This window comes from Streptomyces luteolus (genome assembly GCF_029968015.1).
Taxonomy (GTDB): domain Bacteria; phylum Actinomycetota; class Actinomycetes; order Streptomycetales; family Streptomycetaceae; genus Streptomyces; species Streptomyces luteolus.
Window position 1 is genome coordinate 1 of record NZ_JASCIS010000023.1, and the last position, 22717, is coordinate 22717.

Consider the following 22717-nt stretch of genomic DNA (forward strand, 5'->3'; position numbering starts at 1 on the left):
GGAGCCCCCGAAGCTCCGCAGGATTTCGGGAAGGGGCGGGGAGGGGAAAACGCAACGGAGCGGCACCCACGACCAGGGTGCCGCTCCGTCGACGTACGGTCGGAGTGATCAGACCAGCGCCCCGCCCGGCAGCTCCACCTTCGCGCCCAGCTCGACCAACTTCTCCATGAAGTTCTCGTAGCCCCGGTTGATCAGATCGATCCCGTGCACCCGAGACGTCCCCTGCGCGGCAAGCGCGGCGATCAGGTACGAGAAGCCACCCCGCAGGTCAGGGATGACCAGATCCGCACCCTGCAGCTTCGTCGGGCCCGAAACCACCGCCGAGTGCAGGAAGTTGCGCTGACCGAAGCGGCAGTCCGAGCCGCCGAGGCACTCGCGGTACAGCTGGATGTGCGCGCCCATCTGGTTCAGCGCGGACGTGAAGCCGAGGCGCGACTCGTACACCGTCTCGTGGACGATGGACAGGCCGGTGGCCTGCGTGAGCGCGACGACGAGCGGCTGCTGCCAGTCGGTCTGGAAGCCGGGGTGGACGTCCGTCTCCAGGGCGATGGACTTCAACTGGCCGCCCGGGTGCCAGAAGCGGATGCCCTCGTCGTCGATCTCGAAGGCGCCACCGACCTTGCGGTACGTGTTGAGGAAGGTCATCATCGTGCGCTGCTGTGCGCCGCGTACGTAGATGTTGCCCTCGGTCGCCAGCGCCGCCGAGGCCCAGCTCGCGGCCTCCAGACGGTCGGACAGGGCCTGGTGGTTGTAGCCGCCGAGCTTGTCGACACCAGTGACGCGGATCGTCCGGTCGGTGTCCATGGCGATGATCGCGCCCATCTTCTGCAGCACGCAGATGAGGTCCTCGATCTCCGGCTCCACGGCCGCGTTGGACAGCTCCGTGACACCCTCCGCGAGCACGGCCGTGAGCAGCACCTGCTCGGTCGCGCCCACCGACGGGTACGGCAGCCGGATCTTCGTGCCGCGCAGCCGCTGCGGGGCCGTCAGGTACTGGCCGTCATCCCGCTTCTCGATCGTCGCGCCGAACTGCCGCAGCACCTCGAAGTGGAAGTCGACCGGGCGGCCGCCGATGTCGCAGCCGCCGAGCCCCGGGATGAACGCGTGGCCCAGGCGGTGCAGGAGCGGGCCGCAGAGCAGGATCGGAATACGGGACGAACCCGCGTGCGCGTCGATGTCCGCGACGTTGGCGGACTCCACGTGCGAGGGATCGAGGACGAGTTCACCCGGCTCCTCACCGGGGCGCACGGTCACGCCGTGCAGCTGCAGCAGGCCGCGCACGACCCGCACGTCGCGGATGTCCGGGACATTGCGCAGGCGGCTCGGACCGCTGCCGAGCAGCGCGGCGACCATGGCCTTGGGCACCAGGTTCTTGGCGCCGCGGACCCGGATCTCGCCCTCGAGCGGGGTTCCGCCGTGGACAAGCAGTACGTCGTCAATGCCGTTGACGGTCATCTATCTCGCGTTCCGATAAGGGTGGGCAGGGGCCGAAGAGACAGGGTAATGGGCTCCTACCCCCTTCCCGTAAGGCCAAGGGCGGTCTCGTACGTCATGACTTCGCCACAACACGAACCGTGCCTTTTCCTGCGCATACGGTCACCGAAATCGGGCGCTCCCGACATGTGCGCGACATATGCGCGGGGTGTGCATCCCTGCGCTGTGAGCTGCGACGGCTCACATGGTGCCGCCCGCTCCCCACTGAGGGCGAAGATGCGGGATCATGTCTGCCATGACCGAGGTGTCCTCGCTCACAGGGCGGCTGCTCGTCGCCACACCGGCCCTGGCGGACCCGAATTTCGACCGCGCCGTCGTGCTCGTGCTCGACCACGACGACGAGGGCTCACTCGGCGTGGTCCTGAACCGCCCCACCCCCGTAGGTGTCGGCGACATCCTGGAGGGCTGGGCCGGTCTCGCCGGTGAGCCCGGGGTCGTCTTCCAGGGCGGGCCGGTCTCCCTCGACTCCGCGCTCGGCGTCGGCGTGATCCCCGGCGACGAGGAGACCCCGGCGGGCGGCACGCCCCGCACCGGCAGCAGGGACCCGCTCGGCTTCCGCCGCGTGCACGGCGCGATCGGCCTGGTCGACCTGGAGACCCCGCCGGAACTCCTCGCGGCGGCCCTCGGCTCCCTGCGTATCTTCGCCGGGTACGCGGGCTGGGGCCCGGGCCAGCTGGAGGACGAGCTGGCGGACGGCGCGTGGTACGTCGTGGAGTCCGAACCGGGGGACGTGTCGTCGCCGGTGCCCGAGCGGCTGTGGCGGGAGGTCCTGCGACGGCAGCGCAGCGAACTGGCGATGGTGGCCACGTACCCGGACGATCCGTCGCTCAACTGACCGGAGGCCTGGGTACCCTTGGCAGTTATGAGCACTCAAGAGCCCGAGCGCGGGGCAGGTACGGGGACCCTCGTAGAGCCGACACCACAGGTGTCGCACGGCGACGGCGACCACGAGCGCTACGCCCACTACGTCCAGAAGGACAAGATCATGGCGAGCGCGCTCGACGGCACCCCCGTCGTCGCACTCTGCGGCAAGGTCTGGGTCCCGGGCCGCGACCCGAAGAAGTACCCGGTATGCCCCATGTGCAAGGAGATCTACGAGTCCATGGGCGCCGGCGGCGACAAGGACAAGGGCAAGGACGGCAAGGGCAATAAGTAGCCCGTCCGGCGATTGAGGACGAGGCCGCAGGCCGAAGAGGGAGCGGGGTCTGGGGGCGCGCAGCCCCCAGTTTCCCGAGCCCCGGACGACGGCGTCCCGTGCGTGCTAGGCAAGACCGCATGACACTCGCCGACCTCATCCCGGCCCCCGCCACCGCCCGCAGCACCGCCGACATCTTCGTCCTCGACGAGTCGACCGTCATCGACGCCGCCCCCGGCACCGAACGCACCGCCCGCTGGCTGCGCGCCACCCTCGGCGCCGCCACCGGACTCCCGCTCGCCCCCGCCGCCTCCGGGGCCGACCGTCCCGCGATCCGCCTCCGGATCGCCCCGATCGCCCCCGCGGACCTGGGCGACGTACCCGAGGCGCACCGGCTGCACATCGACGCCGAGGCCGTCACCCTCACCGGCACCGACGCCGCCGGAGTCTTCTGGGCCGCCCAGACCCTGCGCCAACTCCTCGGCCCCGAGGCCTTCCGCCGGGCGCCCCTCGACCCCGGCCGGCGGTGGACCGTGCCCGGTGCCGTCATCGAGGACGCGCCCCGCTTCGGCTGGCGCGGCATGATGCTCGACGTGGCCCGGCACTTCCGGCCCAAGGACGACATCCTGCGCCAACTCGACCTGCTCGCCGCGCACAAGCTGAACGTCTTCCACTTCCACCTCACCGACGACCAGGGCTGGCGCATCGAGATCGAGCGCTACCCGAAGCTCACCGAGATCGCCTCCTGGCGCCCGCGCACCAAATGGGGCCACCGCGCCTCCCCGCTCTGGGAGGACCGGCCGCACGGCGGCTTCTACACCCAGGACGACATCCGCGAGATCGTCGCGTACGCCCGCGAGCGGCACATCCGCGTCGTCCCCGAGGTGGACATCCCCGGCCACTCGCAGGCCGCCATCGCCGCCTACCCGGAGCTCGGCAACACCGACGTCGTCGACACCTCCGCGCTCGGCGTCTGGGACACCTGGGGCATCAACCCGAACGTCCTCGCCCCCACCGAGGCCGTACTCCGGTTCTACGAAGGTGTCCTGGAGGAAGTCCTCGACCTGTTCCCCGCCGACACCTCGCCCTATGTGCACATCGGCGGCGACGAGTGCCCCAAGGACCAGTGGAAGCAGTCGCCCGCCGCCCAGGCCCGCATCAAGGAGCTCGGGCTCGGCGGCGAGGACGAGCTGCAGTCCTGGTTCATCCGGCACTTCGACGGCTGGCTCACCGCGCGCGGCCGCCGCCTCATCGGCTGGGACGAGATCCTGGAGGGCGGCCTCGCGCCCGGAGCGGCCGTCTCCTCCTGGCGCGGGTACGCGGGCGGCATCGCGGCCGCCCGGGCGGGCCACGACGTCGTCATGTGCCCCGAGCAGCAGGTCTACCTGGACCACCGGCAGGACGGCGGCGAGGACGAGCCGGTGCCGATCGGGTACGTCCGCACGCTTGAGGACGTCTACCGGTTCGAGCCCGTACCGCCGCAGCTCACGGCCGAGGAGGCCCGGCATGTACTCGGCACCCAGGCCAACGTCTGGACCGAGGTGATGGAGACCCGCTCCCGCGTCGACTACCAGGTCTTCCCGCGCCTCGTCGCCTTCGCCGAGGTCGCCTGGAGCTCCCTGCCGCCCGCGGCCGAGCGCGACTTCGCGGGGTTCGAGCGCCGAATGACCGCCCACCGGGCCCGACTTGACGCCCTCGGCGTCGACTACCGGCCACCCTCCGGACCTCACCCGTGGCAGCGGCGCCCCGGCGTGCTCGGCCGCCCGATCGAGGGAGCGCCCCCGAACGTGTGAGGCCACCGGTGACCCGCACGCCCCGGGGGTGCGGCCCTGGGAGCGTAGTTGCCCTCGCCGCCACCACGCGGCGCGCATCCGTCGCGCATGGCGCAAAACGTACGAACTGCTCCTAGCGGACCCCCTCGTCGGGCGGCCCGGAAGATGTGCCAGAGTTGCCACGTCCGGCCTGTGAGCACGTACCGTACGGCGCAGTAGGCAACACCCTGGCTCACTTGCTCGGCCGTAGGGAAGGGGCAGCCGGTTTGACCACGCACGCACCGCAGTCGCCGCAGGCGGCACAGGCTGCACATGCGGTGAAGTTGCCTGCCACGCTGGACGAGGCGGTGGCGGCGCTCACCGCCATGCCTGCCGCCGTGCCCGTGGCGGGCGGCACCGATCTGATGGCCTCGGTCAACTCCGGACTCCTGCGGCCCGCGGCCCTTGTGGGCCTCGGCCGGATCAGCGAGATCCGCGGCTGGCAGTACCAGGACGGGCACGCCCTGCTCGGCGCCGGACTCACCCACGCCCGGATGGGCCGCCCCGACTTCGCCGCCCTCATGCCCGCGCTCGCCGCCGCCGCCCGCGCCGCGGGCCCGCCCACCGTGCGCAACGCGGGCACCCTCGGCGGCAACATCGCCTCCGCCGCGCCGACCGGCGACTCGCTGCCCGTACTGGCCGCGCTAGAGGCCACGTTGGTCATCGCCGGACCCGGCGGCTCCCGCCGCGAAGTGCCCGTATCGCACCTGCTCGCGGGCATGGACATGCTGCGCGCGGGCGAGCTGATCGGTTTTGTGCGCGTGCCGCTCCTGCACGCCCCGCAGGTCTTCCTCAAGGCGACCGGACGCACCGGCCCCGGCCGCGCCACCGCCTCCGTCGCCCTCGTCCTCGACCCGGCGCGACGCGGTGTGCGCTGCGCGGTCGGCGCCATCGCTCCCATGCCGCTGCGCCCCCTGGACGCCGAGGACTGGGTGGCGTCGCTGATCGACTGGGACGCCGAACGCGCCCTCGACCCCCAGGCCCTGCACGCCTTCGGTGACTATGTCGCCGCCGCGTGTATTCCCGACCAGGCGCCGGACGGCACGCGCGAAGAACTGCCGCCCGCCGTACTGCATCTGCGGCGCACCGTCGCCGTGCTGGCCCGACGAGCACTGGGGAGGGCGCTGTCGTGAGCGACACCCATGGCAACACCGGGGGCGGTGTCGACCACGACGGCGGCGGCTGGCAGCCCACGCCGCAGGGCGAGTACGACGCCGACGCCACGGCGTTCGTGCAGATCCCCGAGGGCTTCGGCCTCGCCGACTTCGAGGAGAGCGGCACGACCACCCCGCTCGCCGCACCCGGCGGTTACGTGCCGCCGCACATCTCCGTGACCGGCGGCGCGGCCACCGACCCGGCCGCGACCAGCGCGTTCGTCGTCCCCACGATGGGCGCCGGTCCGGCACAGCCCGCCCCCGAGCAGGTCAGCTGGCCAGAGCCGCAGGGCGACTTCGGCGGGTACGGCGAGTACGGCGAGTACGGCGAGTACGGCGGGTACGCCGTCCAGGACCCGGCTCCGTACCAGGACCCGTCCGGGTATGCGCAGCAGCCGTACGAGGAGTTCACGGGGTACGCACCGCAGGCCCCCCAAGCCCCCCAAGCCCCGCAGAGCCACGACAACGTCACCGGGCAGTGGTCGATCCCGCTCGCGCAGGGTGAACTCCCGGACGAGTCGGGCGAGTTCACGCAGTCCTCGCTGATCGAGCAGTGGGGCGGCGAAGCCCCGGCGACCCTGCCGGGGGGCGCCCCGGCGCCTTGGGCGGCGAGCGCGCCGGAGCCCGCGCCCGAGCCGGTCGCGCCCGAGCCGGTCGCGCCCGAGGAGTCCCCCGCCGAGACGACGGCCGAGTTGGGGATCGTACGGGACGTGCCTCCGGTGGAGGCGGCCGCCGCGGCGGATGCGGTGGACGAAGTCCCGGCCGAAGAGGGCGAGTTGACCGCCGAGCCCCAGCCCGCGCCCGCGCCCGAGCCCGAGCCCGAGCCCGCACCCGCAGCGGAAGCCGACCCCGCGCCTGACCCGGACCCCGAGCCCGTACCTGAACCCGAGCCCGAGCCCTCACCGGAACCCGAGCCCGCACCCGAACCCGAGACGACCCCCGCCGTCAGCAGCACCCAGGAGCAGCCCGCCGTACCGCCGCACGACGAGCACCCGCTCGCCTCGTACGTGCTGCGAGTGAACGGCGTCGACCGGCCCGTCCCGGACGCCTGGATCGGGGAGTCGCTGCTCTACGTGCTGCGCGAGCGGCTCGGGCTCGCCGGGGCCAAGGACGGCTGCTCGCAGGGCGAGTGCGGGGCGTGCGCGGTGCAGGTGGACGGGCGGCTCGTCGCGTCCTGCCTGGTGCCCGCCGCGACCGCTGCGGGCAGCGAGGTCCGTACGGTCGAGGGGCTCGCCACCGACGGCAGGCCCTCCGACGTGCAGCGCGCCCTCGCCTGCGGGAGCGCCGTGCAGTGCGGCTTCTGCGTACCAGGCATGGCGATGACCGTGCACGACCTCCTGGAGGGCAACCCCGACCCGAGCGAGCGCGAGGCCCGGCAGGCGCTCTGCGGCAACCTCTGCCGCTGCTCCGGCTACCGCGGAGTCCTGGACGCCGTACGCGAGGTCGTCGCCGAGCGCCGCGCGTCCACCGCTGCCGAAGGCGAACTCGCGGGCGGGGAGGCACAGTCGACGGACACCGACGCCGCCGCACGGATCCCGCACCAAGCCCCGCCGGGCGCCGGCGGAGTCCACCCGCAGCACTTCCCGCACCAGAACGCCCAGAACGCCCAGAACGGCCAGAACCCCCAGAACGACCCGGACGCCCAGGACGGAGGAGCGGCGTGAGCAACGAAGGGGCCGCCACGGCGACCACCCGCGCCGTCAGCACCACGGCGCCCGCCGATGCGCCGCGGCCCGAGCACGGCCTGGGCGCGTCGCTGCAGCCCGCCGACGCGCAGGCCAAGACGGAGGGCACGTTCCCGTACGCCTCCGACCTGTGGGCCGAGGGCCTGCTGTGGGCCGCGCTGCTCCGCTCGCCGCACCCGCACGCCCGCATCGTCGCCGTGGACACCTCGGAGGCCACGGCGATGCCCGGCGTACGCGCGGTCGTCACCGCCGCCGACATCCCCGGCGACGCCGCCCACGGCCGCCGCGTGCACGACCGGCCCGTCTTCGCCGCGGATGTGGTCCGCCACCATGGCGAGCCCATCGCAGCCGTGGCCGCCGACCACCCCGACACGGCCCGTATGGCCGCGGCCGCGATCCAGGTCGAGTACGAGGTCCTGGACCCGATCACCGACCCCGAGCAGGCCTTCGCCGCCGAACCCCTGCACCCCGACGGCAACCTGATCCGCCACATCCCGCTGCGCTACGGCGACCCGGAGGCGGCGGGCGAGGTCGTGGTGGAGGGCCTGTACCGCATCGGCCGCCAGGACCCGGCCCCCATCGGCGCCGAGGCGGGCCTCGCGGTGCCGCGCCCCGACGGCGGCGTCGAGTTGTACGTCGCCTCCACCGACCCGCACACCGACCGCGATCTGGCCGCCGCCTGCTACGGCCTTGAGCCGGACCGCGTGAAGGTCGTCGTCACCGGCGTGCCCGGCGCCACCGCCGACCGCGAGGACCCCGGCTTCCAACTCCCGCTCGGGCTCCTGGCGTTGCGGACCAGCTGCCCGGTGAAGCTGACGGCGACCCGCGAGGAGTCCTTCCTCGGCCACGCCCACCGCCACCCCACGCTCCTCCGCTACCGCCACCACGCCGACGCCGAGGGCCGCCTGGTGAAGGTGGAGGCGCAGATCCTCCTGGACGCGGGCGCCTACGCGGACGCGTCGTCGGAATCCCTGGCCGCCGCGGTCTCCTTCGCCTGCGGCCCGTACGTCGTCCCGCACGCCTTCATCGAGGGCTGGGCGGTCCGTACGAACAATCCGCCCTCCGGCCATGTGCGCGGCGAGGGCGCCATGCAGGTGTGCGCGGCCTACGAGGCGCAGATGGACAAGCTGGCCGGGAAGCTGGGCCTCGACCCGGCCGAGCTACGCCTTCGCAACGTCCTCGCGACGGGCGACATCCTGCCCACGGGGCAGACGGTCACGTGCCCGGCGCCGGTCGCCGAACTCCTGCGCTCCGTAAGGGACTTCGACCTCCCTCCTCTCCCCAAGGACACTCCGGAGGAGGAGTGGCTGCTGCCCGGCGGCCTGGAGGGCGCGGGCGAGCCCGCCGCCATCCGCAGGGGCGTCGGCTACGCACTCGGCATGGTGCACATGCTGGGCGCGGAGGGCGCGGACGAGGTCTCCACGGCCACGGTCAAGGTGCAGGACGGCGTGGCCACGGTGATCTGCGCGGCGGTCGACACGGGCCAGGGCTTCTCCACGCTCGCGCGGCAGATCGTCCAGGAGACCCTGGGCATCGACGAGGTCCACGTGGCGTCGGTGGACACGGACCAGCCCCCGGCGGGCCCGGCCTGCCGAGGCCGCCACACGTGGGTCTCGGGCGGAGCGGTGGAACGCGCCGCGAAAATGGTCCGCACCCAGCTCCTGCAACCCCTGGCCGCCAAGTTCGGCATGTCCACGGAGCTGCTCCAGATCACCGACGGCAAGATCACGTCGTACGACGGAGTCCTGTCCACCACGGTCACGGAAGCCATGGACGGCAAGGAACTGTGGGCCACGGCCCAGTGCCGCCCCCACCCGACGGAGCCGTTGGACGACACCGGCCAGGGCGACGCGTTCGTGGGCCTCGCGTTCTGCGCGATCCGCGCCGTGGTCGACGTGGACGTGGAGATGGGCTCGGTGCGTGTGGTCGAACTGGCCGTCGCCCAGGACGTGGGCCGCGTCCTCAACCCGGCCCAGCTCAGGGCCCGCATCGAGGCCGGCGTCACGCAGGGCGTCGGCGCGGCCCTGACGGAGAACCTCCGCACCCCGAAGGGCCTGATCCGCCACCCCGACCTGACGGGCTACGCGCTGCCGACGGCCCTGGACACGCCGGACATCCGCATCGTGAAGCTGGTGGAGGAGCGCGACGTCGTCGCCCCCTTCGGCGCGAAGCCCGCCTCGGCGGCCCCGGTGGTCACGTCCCCGGCAGCGGTGGCGGGCGCGGTGCGCGCGGCCACGGGACGCGCGGTGAACCGGCTGCCGATTCGGCCGCAGGCGGCGGTTGTTCAGGAGGGGTGACCCTCCGGGCGGCGCGTAGGCGATCCGTTACGTCTCGTGCCGCCGTTCCGACCTCGACTCCGTCGACCATGGTCTTCAGGGGCTCGCCCATGAGTGGCTCCTTCCGGACTTCCTCAAGGCTGGGGCCGTCGCTGCTCCGGGATTCGTGGGCGGAGGCCGGTCGTGAGCAGGTTGTTGTGCCAGACCGTGCGCGTGACGATCCGTCCGGAGGGCAGCCTCGCTCGCGTACGGGATAGGTATCCGTGGGCCTCCAGCTCGCGCAGGGCGGCGGCGATCCGGACCTCCCCCTCGGCGAACCGGGCGGCCAGCGCCCTGATGCCGACCTCCGCGCCTTCGGGCAGCGACTGGATGTGCGTGGCGAGCCCGATCGCGGTGAGGGAGAGTTTGGAATGCTGCTCGGCCATGTGGTCGTTCATGACCGCGAGCCTGCTGCGGCAACTGGCATATGCACAAGGCAAGTCGGGCCGCGTCACCCACTTGAGTGATCACTCGATCTCGGCCCAGACGGTCTTGGAGGGCGCCGCCTCGGGCGCGACACCCCAGCGCCGGGCGAACGCCCCGACGATCAGCAGCCCGCGCCCGCCCTCCGCGTACGGGTCGGGCGACGTGTCGACGTCTCGTACGCCCAACTCGTAGCGCGCATCCGTCACTTCGACCCGCAGGGTGCCGCCCGAGAGGCCGAGCCGCAGCCGGAAGTCCCGCCCCCGCACGCGCCCGTGCAGCGCGGCGTTGTTGGCCAGCTCGGCGACGACCTGCTCGGCGGCGTGCACGCTGTCGACGTGGCACCCCCACTCGGTGAAGTGCGCGACCGCGAGCCGCCGGGCGAGGCGCGCGCCGCGCGGGGTGGGAGAGAGCAGCACGGTGAAGTGCCGTGCGGGGGTGCTGAGTTGAGCGATTCGCTGCTCGATTTCGGAATTCACGTCACTCAGCGTGGCCACCCGTGCGTACGCTGCCCAGCAATTACGACGGTGCGTACGGATTCTGTCCCGCCGTTGTCCCGCGCTGTCCCGGCTGTCCCGGTGACGCGGGGGTACGACTGCGCGTTGTGGCGCGTACGGAATCACGGAGGTGGGGACGGGTGAGCGAGCAGGCGGACGAGGCGGGCTGGGATGTCGACCCGGACGACGAGATCGCGTCGGTGGTCGAGGAGTTCGGCCGCCAGCAGAGGTGGTGGCGAGAGCGGCGCGGCCTGCGCGTACCGGAGTTCGCGGAGGCGATCGGCTACGGCGAGGACCAGGTGCGGAAGGTGGAACGCGGGGCCCGCATCCCGCGCCCCGAGTACCTGGACAAGGCGGACGAGGTGCTGGGCGCGCAGGGCTTCGTCTCGGACATGAAGGAGACGATGCGGAAGGCTCGATACCCGAAGAAGGTAAGGGAGTTGGCCAAGCTGGAGGAGCAGGCTGTCGAGCTGATGCTGTACTGCAACCACAACTTGCATGGGCTTTTGCAGACTGAGGAGTACATGCGGGCGTTGTTCGGCATGCAGCAGCCCGCGTACGGCGCGGAAGAACTGGACCGGGGGGTCGCCGCCCGGTTGAGCCGCCAGTCGATCTACGGACGCTCGCCTGCTCCGGTCATTGGCTTCGTACTGGAAGAGGTGACGCTTCGGCGGCGGCTGGGCGGTAAGAGTGTGTGGAGCCGCCAGCTCGAACGGCTGCTTGAGCTAGGCAAGTTGAGTAGCGTCACGCTTCAGGTGATGCCGACAAGGGTGGAGGAGCACGCCAGTACGGAAGGGGGGATCGAGGTGCTGAAATTCGCTGATGGCACGGCGCTGGGGCGATCCCCTGGGGCATTCAACGGCCGCCCGGTGTCGGACCCGAAGCAGCTTCGTATCCTTGAACTGCGCTACGGACTGCTTCGTGCTCAGGCCTCCACGCCACGGGAGTCCCTGAACTTCATCGAGGAACTGTTGGGAGAGACATGACTGAGGATGGGTCCGAGCTGAAGTGGTTCAAGAGCAGCTTCAGCAGCAGCAGTGACATCAACGACTGCGTCGAGATCGCCACCACCCCCGGCACGGTCCACATCCGGGACTCCAAGGCCCCGAAGGGGCCGAGGCTTTCGGTCAGCACAGACAGCTGGGCAGGACTCGTCCGCTTCGTCAACGCTTCGCTGGGAGACGCATGAGCGAGCTGAAGTGGTTCAAGAGCAGCTTCAGCAGCAGCAACGAGTCCGGCGACTGCGTCGAAGTCGCCACCACCCCCGGCACCGTTCACATCCGGGATTCCAAGGCCCCGCAGGGGCCCACGCTGGCGGTCGGTGTGGACACCTGGGCCGGTCTCGTCCGCTTCGTCACCAGCTAAGTCATCGCCATGTCATCCTGATGCCAACACCCCTCCCTAGCTTGTGAGTTGCTTCCATTCACACTCCTAGGGGGAGATCAGGCCATGGCCAAGACCAGCAGGATGAGGCGGGTTCTCGGGGCTGCCGCCGCCAGTGCGGCGTTCGCGGCCGGGACGGTCGTCGCGTTCCCCGGGGCCGCGCAGGCCGCCGACGCGGACCGCTACTACATCCAGGTCGGCGGTACCGGACCGACGAAGCCCGCACCCGAGTGCACCTACACCTACGACCCCGCGAACGCGGCCCACCAGCTCGGGGACCGGGCGATCAAGGTGTGCTACCCGGCGTCGTGGGGACCGGTGATCGGCCCGACCGGTTCGCTCGTCGAACCGAACGGGAAGATCAACCCCGAGGCCCTCACCGCGCCGACGTACGACACCAGCGTGCGGATCGGTATCGAGGAGACGCTGAAGGTCGCCGAGGAGACGCACCGGGCGCACCCCGACGCGCAGCTCAGGATCGTCGGCTACTCGCAGGGCGCGCACGTCGCGGACGAGGTGCTGCAGAAGATCTCCCGCGGCGAGACCGGCATCCCGAAGGAGCAGGTCGACGGCAAGCTCTACGCCGACCCGATGCAGCCCGGCACCGGCTTCTTTGCGGTCGTCCCCAAGGGGATCGGCGTGCCCGGCGTCGCCACGTCGGCCGGCGCGGGTCCGACGGACTTCAACGGGATCCCCGTCACGCGGTACTGCATCAACGGCGACCCGGTGTGCGATGCCAACATCCTGAACGCCCCCGGCTACTTCGAGCTGCACCCGAACTACGCCGAGGGCGGCAACGCCATCGAGCGCACCATGACCGAGGACAGCCCCAGCGGCGTCCAGTGGCTCAACCCGGACGGCACGCCCGCCCCGCCGCGCGGCTGATCTAGAGGCTCCGGTCCCGCCCCCGCCTCCCCAGCGCATCCAGGACGCGGCGGATGCGGGACCGGCCCTCCTCCGTGACCGGGAGGTCGGTGGAGCGGGAGAAGAAGTCGCGGGCCGAGGTCAGGTCCTCCGTCGCCGCGCCGTACCAGACGAGTTGGTGGCGGATGGCGATCTCCGAGTCGGTGCCGGTCTGCTCGTCCAGGAGCGCGCGGGCGCGGCGGCGGAGGTCGGCCGCCGCCTCCGGGTGGCCGAGGTGGGCCTCGGCGGTGGCGAGGCGGTCGAGTACCGCTGAGTGCAGGGGGACGTCGCCGAGGCGGCGGGCCAGGTCCTCGGCCTTGCCGAGCGCGCCCGCGGCGTCGGCGGGCCTGCCCAGGTCGAGCTGGAGGCGGCCGAGGCGGAGCAGGGTCTTGCCGAGGAGGCGGGGGCTGCCGGAGCGCTCGGCGAGGGCGATGGCGTCGGTGTAGCGGTCGTACGCCTTGTCGTGCTCGCCGAGCTGGTGGTGGATGTCGCCGACGCGGGTCATCACGGAGCCCATCAGCCAGTCGTCGTGCTCCAACGAGCCGACCAGGCGGGCGACTTCGGCGAAGTGGGTCATGGACTCGGCCGCGTCGCCCTCCAGGTTGGCGAACGTGCCGAGTCCGGCCGAGGCGCGCGCCTGCTCGTGCGGGTCGTCGGCGCTGCGGCTGAGGTCGAGGGCCTGCGTGAACCAGCCGCGGGCCTCCTGGTAGCGGCCCTGAAGCCCGTACATGATGCCCATGCCCGTACGCAGGGCGGAGGCGAGGCGCTGCTCGGGGGAGTGGTCGGCCAGGGGGAGGGCGGTCTCCAGGGCGGTGCGGCACTCGTGGAAGCGGCCCTGGCGGGTGAGGTAGTCGACGAGGCCCTCGGCGAGCCGGCAGGCGTCGTCGGCGTGGCCCGCGGCGACGGACTGCCCGACCACGTCGACGAGTTCGGTGCCCGCCGCGTCCAGCCAGGCCGCGGCGTCCTCCCAGTCGGTGAACGGGCCGGTGTCGTGGGCGTCGGGGACGGAGGTGCCCCAGTCGCTGGCGCGGCGGGCGGCGGTCACGTAGAGCCGGAAGATCCCGGCGCGGGCGGCCGCCGCCTCGTCGGGGCGGCCGGCGGCGACGCGGCGGGCGTAGACCGCGACCAGGTCGTGCAGGCGGTAGCGGTCGGCGGTGACCTGCTGGACGAGGCTCGCGTCGGCCAGCTGCTCAAGGGCCTGCTCGGCCTCCGCGGGAGGCAGGCCGAGCAGGGCCGCGAGCGTGAGGCGGTCGAACTGCACGGTCGGGGAGAGCCCGAGGACCCGGAACGCGCGCTGCTCGCCGGGCGGGAGCTGCCCGTACGAGAGCTGGAAGGCGACCTCGACGCTGCGGTCCTCCACGGCGAGTTCGTCGAGGCGCCGCTCGTCGTCGGTGAGGCGGGCGGCCAGCGCCTCGACGGCCCACAGCGGGCGGTCCTGGACGCGGGCCCCGACGATGCGCAGGGCGAGCGGCAACCGGTCGCAGAGCGCGGCGAGTTCGCGTACGGCGGCCCGCTCGCGCTCGGTGCCCGCGCCGCCGACGATGCGGGTCAGCAGGTCCGCCGCCTCGTCGGGGGCGAGCGGTGCGAGGGAGATCCGGCGGTCCGCGTCCAGGCCGGTCAGGCGCTGCCGACTGGTCACCAGGACCATGCTGCCGGGCCCTGCGGGCAGCAGGGGGCGCACCTGTTCGGCGGCGGAGGCATCGTCCAGTACGAGGAGGAGTCTCAGCGAGGCCGTCGCCGCGCGCCAGGACGCGGCCAGCTCGTCCAGGTCCTCGGAGTCCTCGCCCTCGCCCGCGCCCACCGAGCGCAGCAGCCGCCGCAGCACGCGCTGCCGGCCCGCCGCCTCGTGGTCCTCGCGGTGGCCGTGCAGCTCCACGAAGAGGCAGCCGTCGGGGTACCGGTCCGCGAGGCGGCGCGCCGCGTGCACCGCGAGCGCGGTCTTCCCGATCCCGGCCATGCCGTCCACGGCCCGTACGGTGACCACGCCCGCGTCGGCGTCCGCGACGAGCAGGGCGATCTCGCGGTCCCGCCCGGCGAACTTGCCGTTGTCCACGGGGAGTTCACTGCGCCGCCGCCTGCGCGGAGCGCGCGCCGCGGTGGCGGCGTCCGTACCGGGAAGCCGGGAGCCGTCGCCGCGCAGCACCGCCTCGTGCACCTGCCGCAGCTCGGCGCCGGGGTCCACGCCCTGCTCGTCGACGAGGCGGCGGCGGACGGCGGCGTAGACGTCCAGGGCGTCGGACTGCCGGTTCGCGGTGTACAGGGCCCGCATGAGGAGCGCGGCCAGGGCCTCGTTGTACGGGTGTTCCGCGGCCAGCGCGTACAGCTCGCCCACCGCCTCCGCGTGCCGCCCGAGCCTCAGCCGTGCCGCCGCCAAGTCCTGTGCCAGTACGAGGCGTTGCTCGGTCAGCCGGTGCCGCTCGCCCTCCGCGAACGGGCCGGGCACGGAGGCCAGCGGCTCGCCGCGGAACAGGCCGAGGGCCGTGGACCAGGCGGCGGCCGCGGCGTCCAGGTCCCCGGCCTCGCGCGCGGCGCGCCCCTCGGCGGCGAGCTCCTCGCAGCGGACGACGTCCACCCAGGCGCCGCCCGGGGCGTTCGCAGGGGTGAAGCGGTAGCCGCCGCGGACGGTGACGAGCACGGATTCGGCGGCGCGGGCTCCCTGGCCGGGGGTGTCGAGGCGTTTGCGCAGCCGGTGGACGTAGACCGGGATCACCTTGGTGCCGGTGCCGGGGGGTTCGGAACCCCAGACGCCGTCGAGGAGTTGCTGCCGGGTGACGGTGCGGTCGGGGCGCAGGAGCAGGGCGGTGAGGAGGGCCTGCTCGCGGACCGGCCCGAGGTCCACGGGGGCGCTGCCGTGCCAGGCGTGGAGGGGGCCGAGGAGGGCTAATCGGAGTTGCGGGTTTGCATCTGCGTGTGCGTCTGCGTGTGCGTCTGCGTGTGCGTCTGCGTCGGCACCTGCGTCTGAACCTGCGTCTGAACCTGCGCCTGTACGTGCGTCTGCATCTGCGGATAACTCGCGCATGATCGCCACGCGGGCGAGTTTATAGAGCGGCGCGCTCGCTGCGGGGGCCCTCACAAGATCCGCCCGTACTTTTCCCCACCCCGCCCCTTCCCGAACTGGGGGCAGGCCCCCAGGCCCCCGATCCGAGGCTGTCGTTCGACTGCTGCGCCGTCGTTGCTGGTCGCGCAGTTCCCCGCGCCCCTATCGGGGCACGAAATCCCCCAGTTCGGGAAGGGGTGGGAGGGGAGAAGTACTGGGCGGCCAGCGGCCTACCCCCCAGCCGCGAACGACTCAAGCGCCACATCGAAGTGCCGCTTCGCCGTGGCCGATTGGGCGCTCGGGCCCGAGATCCACAGGTCGTACATCTTGCCGCCCTCGTCCCAGCTCAGGTCGTACGTCTTGCGGGGTCCGCCGTCCGCCGCCGTGCCGTCCCAGGCGAAGCTCCAGAGCGCGGCGGGGTTGCCGCCGTGGGTGGTCTCGGTGACCGAGCCGTCGCGGTAGCCGGGGTAGTCGTCCGGGCCGTCCTCGTGCGCCTGCCGCATGACCGCCAACGGGCCCTGGGGGTCCTGGGGTTGGGGGTGGAAGCCGAGGCGGAACTTCTTGCCGGGGGAGTAGTAGTACACGCGCGGCGCCTCGTAGGAGCGGGTGAAGCCGTCGGGGACCGCGACCTTGAAGCCCAGCGGGTCGGTGACCGTGCGGTACCCGGCGGGTGCCGGGTCGTCGGCGGGCGCGTCGGAGCCGCCGTCGTCCGGGGCGCCGTCCGCGTCGCCGCCGCCCGGCTTCTCCTTCTGGGTGGGCCCGGTCGACTTCGCCCCGTCCGGCGCGGCGGGGTTCGGGGACGCGTCCGGTACGCGGTCGCCCTTCGGGCTCTCGGCCGTCGGCGTCGGGTCGGCCTGCACCTTCCCGGCGGCCGAGGGGTCCCTGCCCTGGTCGCGGCCCGCGTACCAGAGCCCGAACCCCGTACCGCCCGCCGCGAGCGCCACGGCGAGGGCGGCCGCGAGGACGGCGGTACGCACCCGGGGGCGCCGGGAGGGCGGCGGCTCGGTCCGGGACGAGGCGACGAGCGGGTCGGCGGGCTCGGTCGCGGAGCCGGACGGGGACTGCGGGTCCCGCGGGGTCGGCGGCTGCGGTGCCCGCGCGGCCCCGCGGTGCGTGGGCGGCGCCGGGGGCTTCGCGGCATGGGCGAGGCGCGGGTCGACCGGGGCGCCGGCGCCGGCGCGCGCGCCGGCGGTGGCCAGCGGGGCGGTCGCGGCGTCCTCGGCCAGGGGCCAGAGCATCCGCTCCGCCTCGTCGAGGTCGACCCGGCGCTGCACGTCCCGCTCCAGGAGCCCGCGTACGACCGGGGTGAGCGGGCCCGCGGCGGCCGGGATGCGGATCTCGTCCATCACGACCGCGTGCAGGACCCCGGCGACCGAGTCGCGGTGGAACGGGGACTCGCCGTCGACCGCCGCGCACAGCAGCACGCCGAGGGACCACAGGTCGGACTCGGGGCCGGTGTGGCGGTTCGACATGCGCTCGGGCGCCGTGTACTCGGGCGAGCCGACGAACGAGCCGGTCTCCGTCAGCGTCGTCTGGCCCGCGACCTGCGCGATGCCGAAGTCGGAGAGGACCACGCGCCCGGTGCGCGCCTCGATCAGGACGTTGGCAGGCTTGAGGTCGCGGTGCTGCACACCCGAGGCGTGCGCCGCGCGCAGGGCGTCGAGCAGGGCGAGGCCGACCCGGGCGGCCTCGGCGGGGGAGACGGGTCCTTCGAGGGCGATGCGGTCGGCGAGCGAGCGGCCGTCGATCAGCTCCATCACGATCCACGGCTGGGCGTCGTGCTCGACGATGTCGTGCAGCACCATGATGTTGGGGTGGCGCACCTGGGCCACCGAACGGGCCTCGCGCAGGGTCCGCTCCCGCTGCATCTCCGCGTCCATGGACGGCAGTCCGTCGTCGACGTGGAGTTCCTTGACGGCGACGGCGCGGCCGAGCAACTCGTCCTGCGCACGCCAGACGGTGCCCATACCGCCGCGGCCGAGCCGTGCTCCGATGCGGTACCGGCCCGCTATGAGATCCCCCGTGCTTGCCATGCGCACATCATGCCGCAAGGCCCCGGTGCCCCCGGTGTGGCGGTGCCCGGGCCCACAGGCGACGATTCGGGGCGAGGCGGGCGAAGCGCTGCGACGCAGGGGGCGGGAGGAGTTTCCCGTTACCTGTGGGGCGTGCCGTTCGTGCAGGGTAGACGCAGGCCGGAAGGGGTAGATGAGCTTCATGCACACCGAAGGTGGAGATGCTGTGGAAGGTGCACAGCAGGCGCTCGTGCAGGGGGAGTTGTACGTACGAGGACAGGGGGAGTCGTACGTACGAGAAGGGGCCGCGGCGGACCCGAATCAGGACCCGAACCCGAACCCGGACTCGGACCAGGCCCCGGACCCCGTGCCGACCCTCCCCGCCACGCCCGTTGTCCTCCGCGGTGACGGGCTCGTCCTGCGGGAGTGGACCGAGGACGACGTGCCCGCGATGGCGGAGCTCTTCGACGAACCCGGGATCGCCCACCGCACCCCGCTCGCCTCGCCCTTCGACCTGGCCGCCGCCCGCGCCTACCTCGACCGGGCCCGCGACACCCGCGCCGACGGCACGCGCCTCCAGCTCGTCGTCACCGAGGACGGAGTGACGCCGCTCGGCGAGGTGCTGCTCGCCTCGCTCGGCGCGGAGCGCCCGGCCGGTGCGGTCACGCTCGGGTACGCGATCGGCGCCGCCCACCGCGGCCGCCGCCTCGCCCTGCGCGCGACCCGGCTGCTCACGGAGTACGCCCACACCACCCTTGGCCTGCGCCGGCTCCGGCTGCAGATCGAGGCGGACAACGCGGCCAGCACCGGGGTGGCCCGGGCGGCGGGGTACCGGCTCCGTGCCGACGTACCGCCGACCGAAGTGACGCAGAAGGGGCGTACGTACACGCTCCAGGTCTGGGAGCACGAGCAGGAGGCCGAGGCCGCTTCGCGGGCTGGGCGATGAGTTCGCGGGGTGCCCGGGGTCTACCCCCGTGAGGCGTGCGGGCGGACCCGCGCCACGTCGAAAGGCATCCCCATGAGCGCAATGAGTGCACAGCCGCAGAAGATCAAGACATGTCTCTGGTTCGACGGCCAGGCCGAGGAGGCCGCTGAGCTCTACACGTCGCTGTTCGACGACTCCCGCGTGACCCAGGTGCAGCGCTACAGCGAGGTCGGGCCGGGGGAGCCCGGCAGCGTCATGGTGGTCATGTTCGAGCTCGCGGGGACGGAGTTCATGGGCCTCAACGGCGGCCCCGAGTTCCAGTTCACCGAGGCCAGCTCGGTCTACGTCGACTGCGACGACCAGCAGGAGGTCGACCGGCTCTGGTCCGCGCTCACCGCTGACGGCGGCCAGGAGGGCCCGTGCGGCTGGCTCAAGGACAAGTACGGCCTGTCCTGGCAGATCGTCCCGCGCGTCCTGGACGAGCTGATCACCGACCCGGACCCGGCCAGGTCCGGGCGCGCGATGAAGGCGATGCTCGGCATGGGCAAGCTCGACGTCCAGGCACTGGTGGACGCGGCCGATGGGAAGTGACGCGCGAGTTCACGTATGACCGAACGGGACACCGGTGACCGAACGGGACACCGGCACCGGCATCCCGCTGGAGGCGGAGCACGAGAGCGGAGTGCTGCGCCGCCCGTACCGCGCGCTGAGCGTCGGCGCGATGCATCGTGACGCATGCCTTGCGCATCATGATGCACGCGCCGTACGCTGTGATGTATGAGAACCACGGTCGACCTCCCCGAAGACCTGATCCAGGACGCCAAGGAGCGGGCGGCGCGCAGGCGCGTCTCGGTGAGTGCGGTGATAGAGGATGCGATGCGTGCCTCGTTCGCGCGGGACGTCGCAGCCGCACGGAGCATCGTCAAGCTGCCGACGTACGGGACTGGCGGTGTGCGTCCCGGCGTCGATCTCGGCGACAACGGCTCGCTGCTCGACCTGATGGACGGCACCGAGTGATCCTCTGCGACGTGAACGTCCTCGTGTACGCCTTCCGCGAGGACGCCGAGGGCCACGAGGCGTATCACAGCTGGCTGGCCGAGCGGCTCAACGGCGAAGAGCCGGTGGGGATCAGCTCGGTGGTGACGAGCGGTCTCGTGCGCATCGTCACGCATCCGAAGATCTTCACGGAGCCGGCGCCCGTGTCGACGGCTCTGGAGTTCGTGGAGGCGCTGCGCGAAGCACCGGCCTCCGTCCCGCTGCGCGAGGGTGAGCGGCACTGGCAGATCTTCGAGCGCCTGTGCCGCAAAGTGGGAGCGCGCGGAAACCTGATTCCGGACGCCTATCTCGCCGCGCTGGCCATCGAGACCGGCGCGACGTTCTACAGCGCGGACCGAGGCTTCGCCCGCTTCCCCGGTCTCCGTTGGCGGCACCCCATGGACGAGGTCTGAACATGCCCGATCTCCAGGTGGACCTCGGGCCCGACCAGGAAGCCGCCGTGCAAGCACTCGCTCGCGCACGCCACTCCCGACCCTCCACGCCACCCATGTGACCCCAGTCCCACCCACGGTCGGCCGGGCAGAGGGCACCCCGATCCGTGAACCCGCACCGGTAAGGTGGCCCGGTTGTCATACGTAGCCGAGCGCCGCGCGCGCAGGAACCCCGACGGAGACCGTGACTACTTCGACCGCCGCCACCTCCAACCACCACCTCTCCCCCGCCTTCCCCGGCCGCGCGCCCTGGGGCACCGCGAACAAGCTGCGGGCCTGGCAGCAGGGGGCCATGGACCGGTACATCCAGGAGCAGCCGCGGGACTTCCTCGCCGTCGCGACGCCCGGCGCAGGCAAGACGACGTTCGCGCTGACCCTCGCCTCCTGGCTGCTCCACCACCACGTCGTGCAGCAGGTGACGGTGGTCGCGCCGACCGAGCACCTGAAGAAGCAGTGGGCGGAGGCCGCGGCCCGGATAGGCATCAAGCTGGACCCGGAGTACAGCGCGGGCCCGCTGAGCAAGGAGTACCACGGGGTCGCGATCACCTACGCGGGCGTCGGCGTGCGCCCCATGCTGCACCGCAACCGCGTCGAGCAGCGCAAGACCCTCGTGATCCTCGACGAGATCCACCACGCCGGTGACTCCAAGTCCTGGGGCGAGGCCTGCCTGGAGGCGTTCGAGCCCGCCACCCGCCGCCTCGCCCTCACCGGCACACCGTTCCGCTCGGACACCAACCCGATCCCCTTCGTCCAGTACGAGGAGGGCAACGACGGCATCCGGCGCTCCTCCGCCGACTACACCTACGGCTACGGCAACGCCCTCGGCGACGGAGTCGTCCGCCCCGTCATCTTCCTCTCGTACAGCGGCAACATGCGCTGGCGCACGAAGGCGGGGGACGAGATCGCGGCCCGCCTGGGCGAGCCGATGACCAAGGACGCCGTCAGCCAGGCCTGGCGCACCGCGCTCGACCCGCGCGGCGACTGGATGCCCAACGTCCTGAAGGCCGCCGACCAGCGCCTCACCGAGGTCCGCAAGGGCATCCCGGACGCGGGCGGCCTCGTCATCGCCTCCGACCAGGACTCGGCCCGCGCCTACGCCAAGCTGATCCGCGAGATCACCGGGACGAAGGCCACGCTCGTCCTCTCCGACGACACCGGGGCCTCGAAGCGGATCGACGACTTCAGCGGGAGCGACGACCGCTGGATGGTCGCCGTCCGCATGGTGTCCGAGGGCGTCGACGTGCCCCGCCTCGCGGTCGGCGTGTACGCGACGACGATCTCGACCCCGCTGTTCTTCGCCCAGGCCGTAGGCCGTTTCGTACGGTCCAGGCGGCGCGGCGAGACCGCCTCCGTGTTCCTGCCGACCATCCCCGACCTGCTCGGCTTCGCGAACGAGATGGAGGTCGAGCGCGACCACGTCCTCGACAAGCCGAAGAAGGACGGCGAGGAGGACCCGTACGCCGAGTCCGAGAAGGAGCTGGACGAGGCGAACAAGCAGGAGGACGAGGACACCGGCGAGCAGGACATGCTGCCCTTCGAGGCGCTGGAGTCCGACGCGGTCTTCGACCGGGTCCTCTACGACGGCGCCGAGTTCGGCATGCAGGCCCACCCGGGCAGCGAGGAGGAGCAGGACTACCTCGGCATTCCCGGGCTGCTCGAACCCGACCAGGTGCAGATGCTGCTGCAGAAGCGCCAGGCCCGGCAGATCGCGCACAGCCGGAAGAGGCCCGACGAGGACGCCGACCTGCTCGAACTGCCCGCCGAGCGCCGCCCGGTCGTCTCCCACAAGGAGCTCCTGGAACTCCGTAAGAAGCTCAACACGATCGTCAGCGCCTACGTCCACCAGTCGGGCAAGCCGCACGGCGTGATCCACACCGAGCTGCGCCGGGTGTGCGGCGGCCCGCCCAGCGCGGAGGCCACGGCGGGCCAGATCCGGCAGCGGATCGCCAAGGTACAGGAGTGGGCCACCCGGATGAAGTGAGCCGGGCTCCCGGGCAAGTGAGCCCGGGGGAGGGGCAGTTGGGGCCGCGCGCCCGCCCGGTCACCCCTTCCGGCCCGGCCGGTGGCGGCCGAGCGCGACCATGCCCGTGCCGACCGCCAGGGTCAGCGCACCGGCCCCGATGATCCACTGCGTACCGGAGTCCGGCTCGGGCAGCGGCTCGGCCGGCCCGCTGCGGGCCGCGACCACGGCGACCTTTGAGGGCGAGGCCGGGGCCGGGGCGAGCGGGCCGGAGGCGGCAGAGGCGGCAGAGGCGGCTGAGGTGGCAGAGGCGATTGGGGTGGCAGAGGCGGCTGCGGCGGGCGCGGCCCACAGGAGCGCACCGGTGGCGGCGGCGACGGCGACACAGGGGGCGGTACGGCGAAGCTTCATGTGCGGCGGCCTTTGCTGTGACGGCTCGGGAGCTGGAACGGCTCGGGTGCACCGGGGGTGGCACCGGCTGAGCGTCAACGTAATG

At 72.5% G+C, this 22717-nt stretch carries 21 protein-coding genes; 15 read left to right on the forward strand and 6 right to left on the reverse strand.

From position 1 onward, the window contains the following. Positions 1–108: 108 nt before the first annotated feature. The gene (gene murA / locus QIT00_RS22270; RefSeq protein WP_282537115.1) at positions 109–1455 is read right to left on the reverse strand and encodes a UDP-N-acetylglucosamine 1-carboxyvinyltransferase; all 1347 of its coding nucleotides are present in this window, start codon (positions 1453–1455) and stop codon (positions 109–111) included. A gap of 274 nt (positions 1456–1729) precedes the next feature. Between murA and QIT00_RS22275 the strand changes: the two genes are divergently transcribed. The 6 genes from QIT00_RS22275 to QIT00_RS22300 all read left to right on the forward strand — a co-directional run bounded on the left by QIT00_RS22275 (position 1730) and on the right by QIT00_RS22300 (position 9576). Further along, positions 1730–2329: a YqgE/AlgH family protein gene (locus QIT00_RS22275; protein WP_282537224.1), complete on the forward strand. Its 600-nt coding sequence runs from the start codon at positions 1730–1732 to the stop codon at positions 2327–2329. A 27-nt stretch (positions 2330–2356) separates the two neighbouring features. Beyond that, positions 2357–2650: a DUF3039 domain-containing protein gene (locus tag QIT00_RS22280; protein ID WP_282537116.1), complete on the forward strand. Its 294-nt coding sequence runs from the start codon at positions 2357–2359 to the stop codon at positions 2648–2650. Between the two features lie 119 nt (positions 2651–2769). Next, a complete protein-coding gene (locus tag QIT00_RS22285) occupies positions 2770–4422 on the forward strand; it encodes a beta-N-acetylhexosaminidase (RefSeq protein ID WP_282537117.1) in 1653 nt (550 codons plus the stop codon). 245 nt (positions 4423–4667) lie between these two features. Continuing rightward, positions 4668–5573 (forward strand): FAD binding domain-containing protein, encoded by a 906-nt coding sequence (locus QIT00_RS22290; protein WP_282537118.1) that lies wholly within the window; start codon positions 4668–4670, stop codon positions 5571–5573. Next, the gene (locus tag QIT00_RS22295; RefSeq protein WP_282537119.1) at positions 5570–7258 is read left to right on the forward strand and encodes a (2Fe-2S)-binding protein; all 1689 of its coding nucleotides are present in this window, start codon (positions 5570–5572) and stop codon (positions 7256–7258) included. Before QIT00_RS22290 ends, QIT00_RS22295 begins: the two co-directional genes overlap by 4 nt. Then, positions 7255–9576, forward strand: a complete 2322-nt coding sequence (locus QIT00_RS22300; protein ID WP_282537120.1) for a xanthine dehydrogenase family protein molybdopterin-binding subunit — start codon at positions 7255–7257, stop codon at positions 9574–9576. Before QIT00_RS22295 ends, QIT00_RS22300 begins: the two co-directional genes overlap by 4 nt. A 113-nt stretch (positions 9577–9689) precedes the next feature. Here the strand turns inward: QIT00_RS22300 and QIT00_RS22305 are convergent, their stop codons facing one another. Both QIT00_RS22305 and QIT00_RS22310 read right to left on the reverse strand, forming a co-directional pair. Beyond that, entirely contained in the window at positions 9690–9992 is a 303-nt protein-coding gene (locus tag QIT00_RS22305; protein WP_408909827.1) for a hypothetical protein, read from the reverse strand. Between the two features lie 69 nt (positions 9993–10061). Then, complete coding sequence (locus QIT00_RS22310; RefSeq protein WP_282537121.1) at positions 10062–10496, reverse strand: ATP-binding protein; 435 nt, start codon at positions 10494–10496, stop codon at positions 10062–10064. A 158-nt stretch (positions 10497–10654) separates the two neighbouring features. Here QIT00_RS22310 and QIT00_RS22315 point away from each other — a divergent pair, with 158 nt between their 5' ends. The 4 genes from QIT00_RS22315 to QIT00_RS22330 all read left to right on the forward strand — a co-directional run bounded on the left by QIT00_RS22315 (position 10655) and on the right by QIT00_RS22330 (position 12782). Continuing rightward, positions 10655–11500, forward strand: a complete 846-nt coding sequence (locus QIT00_RS22315) for a helix-turn-helix domain-containing protein (protein WP_282537122.1) — start codon at positions 10655–10657, stop codon at positions 11498–11500. Then, the gene (locus QIT00_RS22320) at positions 11497–11703 is read left to right on the forward strand and encodes a DUF397 domain-containing protein (RefSeq protein ID WP_282537123.1); all 207 of its coding nucleotides are present in this window, start codon (positions 11497–11499) and stop codon (positions 11701–11703) included. The genes QIT00_RS22315 and QIT00_RS22320 overlap by 4 nt, the downstream gene beginning before the upstream one ends. Further along, positions 11700–11879: a DUF397 domain-containing protein gene (locus QIT00_RS22325; RefSeq protein ID WP_282537124.1), complete on the forward strand. Its 180-nt coding sequence runs from the start codon at positions 11700–11702 to the stop codon at positions 11877–11879. The genes QIT00_RS22320 and QIT00_RS22325 overlap by 4 nt, the downstream gene beginning before the upstream one ends. An 84-nt stretch (positions 11880–11963) precedes the next feature. Beyond that, positions 11964–12782 (forward strand): cutinase family protein, encoded by an 819-nt coding sequence (locus tag QIT00_RS22330; RefSeq protein ID WP_282537125.1) that lies wholly within the window; start codon positions 11964–11966, stop codon positions 12780–12782. 1 nt (position 12783) lies between these two features. On the opposite strand, the gene QIT00_RS22335 is transcribed toward QIT00_RS22330, so the two are convergent. Both QIT00_RS22335 and QIT00_RS22340 read right to left on the reverse strand, forming a co-directional pair. Then, complete coding sequence (locus tag QIT00_RS22335) at positions 12784–15639, reverse strand: AfsR/SARP family transcriptional regulator (RefSeq protein WP_282537126.1); 2856 nt, start codon at positions 15637–15639, stop codon at positions 12784–12786. Between the two features lie 428 nt (positions 15640–16067). Further along, positions 16068–17870, reverse strand: coding sequence for a serine/threonine-protein kinase (locus QIT00_RS22340; RefSeq protein ID WP_282537127.1), 1803 nt, complete (start codon positions 17868–17870; stop codon positions 16068–16070). Between the two features lie 205 nt (positions 17871–18075). On the opposite strand from QIT00_RS22340, the gene QIT00_RS22345 reads away from it, so the two are divergent. The 5 genes from QIT00_RS22345 to QIT00_RS22365 all read left to right on the forward strand — a co-directional run bounded on the left by QIT00_RS22345 (position 18076) and on the right by QIT00_RS22365 (position 22242). Next, on the forward strand, positions 18076–18795 hold the full coding sequence (locus QIT00_RS22345) for a GNAT family N-acetyltransferase (RefSeq protein WP_282537128.1): 720 nt from the start codon (positions 18076–18078) through the stop codon (positions 18793–18795). A 72-nt stretch (positions 18796–18867) separates the two neighbouring features. Next, positions 18868–19365: a VOC family protein gene (locus QIT00_RS22350; protein WP_282537129.1), complete on the forward strand. Its 498-nt coding sequence runs from the start codon at positions 18868–18870 to the stop codon at positions 19363–19365. 186 nt (positions 19366–19551) lie between these two features. Beyond that, positions 19552–19791, forward strand: coding sequence for a ribbon-helix-helix domain-containing protein (locus QIT00_RS22355; protein WP_282537130.1), 240 nt, complete (start codon positions 19552–19554; stop codon positions 19789–19791). 11 nt (positions 19792–19802) lie between these two features. Next, a complete protein-coding gene (locus QIT00_RS22360; protein ID WP_282537131.1) occupies positions 19803–20222 on the forward strand; it encodes a type II toxin-antitoxin system VapC family toxin in 420 nt (139 codons plus the stop codon). A gap of 223 nt (positions 20223–20445) precedes the next feature. Next, on the forward strand, positions 20446–22242 hold the full coding sequence (locus tag QIT00_RS22365) for a DEAD/DEAH box helicase (RefSeq protein WP_282537132.1): 1797 nt from the start codon (positions 20446–20448) through the stop codon (positions 22240–22242). A gap of 60 nt (positions 22243–22302) precedes the next feature. Here QIT00_RS22365 and QIT00_RS22370 read toward each other — a convergent pair whose 3' ends face one another. Continuing rightward, the gene (locus QIT00_RS22370) at positions 22303–22632 is read right to left on the reverse strand and encodes a hypothetical protein (RefSeq protein ID WP_282537133.1); all 330 of its coding nucleotides are present in this window, start codon (positions 22630–22632) and stop codon (positions 22303–22305) included. Positions 22633–22717 lie beyond the last annotated feature (85 nt).

Excerpts from the sequence above, each read along its gene's own strand:
- murA (WP_282537115.1), bottom strand. The coding sequence starts at position 1,455 with ATGACCGTCAACGGCATTGACGACGTACTGCTTGTCCACGGCGGAACC.
- QIT00_RS22275 (WP_282537224.1), top strand. The coding sequence starts at position 1,730 with ATGACCGAGGTGTCCTCGCTCACAGGGCGGCTGCTCGTCGCCACACCG.
- QIT00_RS22280 (WP_282537116.1), top strand. The coding sequence starts at position 2,357 with ATGAGCACTCAAGAGCCCGAGCGCGGGGCAGGTACGGGGACCCTCGTA.
- QIT00_RS22285 (WP_282537117.1), top strand. The coding sequence starts at position 2,770 with ATGACACTCGCCGACCTCATCCCGGCCCCCGCCACCGCCCGCAGCACC.
- QIT00_RS22305 (WP_408909827.1), bottom strand. The coding sequence starts at position 9,992 with ATGAACGACCACATGGCCGAGCAGCATTCCAAACTCTCCCTCACCGCG.
- QIT00_RS22320 (WP_282537123.1), top strand. The coding sequence starts at position 11,497 with ATGACTGAGGATGGGTCCGAGCTGAAGTGGTTCAAGAGCAGCTTCAGC.
- QIT00_RS22325 (WP_282537124.1), top strand. The coding sequence starts at position 11,700 with ATGAGCGAGCTGAAGTGGTTCAAGAGCAGCTTCAGCAGCAGCAACGAG.
- QIT00_RS22330 (WP_282537125.1), top strand. The coding sequence starts at position 11,964 with ATGGCCAAGACCAGCAGGATGAGGCGGGTTCTCGGGGCTGCCGCCGCC.
- QIT00_RS22340 (WP_282537127.1), bottom strand. The coding sequence starts at position 17,870 with ATGGCAAGCACGGGGGATCTCATAGCGGGCCGGTACCGCATCGGAGCA.
- QIT00_RS22350 (WP_282537129.1), top strand. The coding sequence starts at position 18,868 with ATGAGCGCAATGAGTGCACAGCCGCAGAAGATCAAGACATGTCTCTGG.
- QIT00_RS22355 (WP_282537130.1), top strand. The coding sequence starts at position 19,552 with ATGAGAACCACGGTCGACCTCCCCGAAGACCTGATCCAGGACGCCAAG.
- QIT00_RS22370 (WP_282537133.1), bottom strand. The coding sequence starts at position 22,632 with ATGAAGCTTCGCCGTACCGCCCCCTGTGTCGCCGTCGCCGCCGCCACC.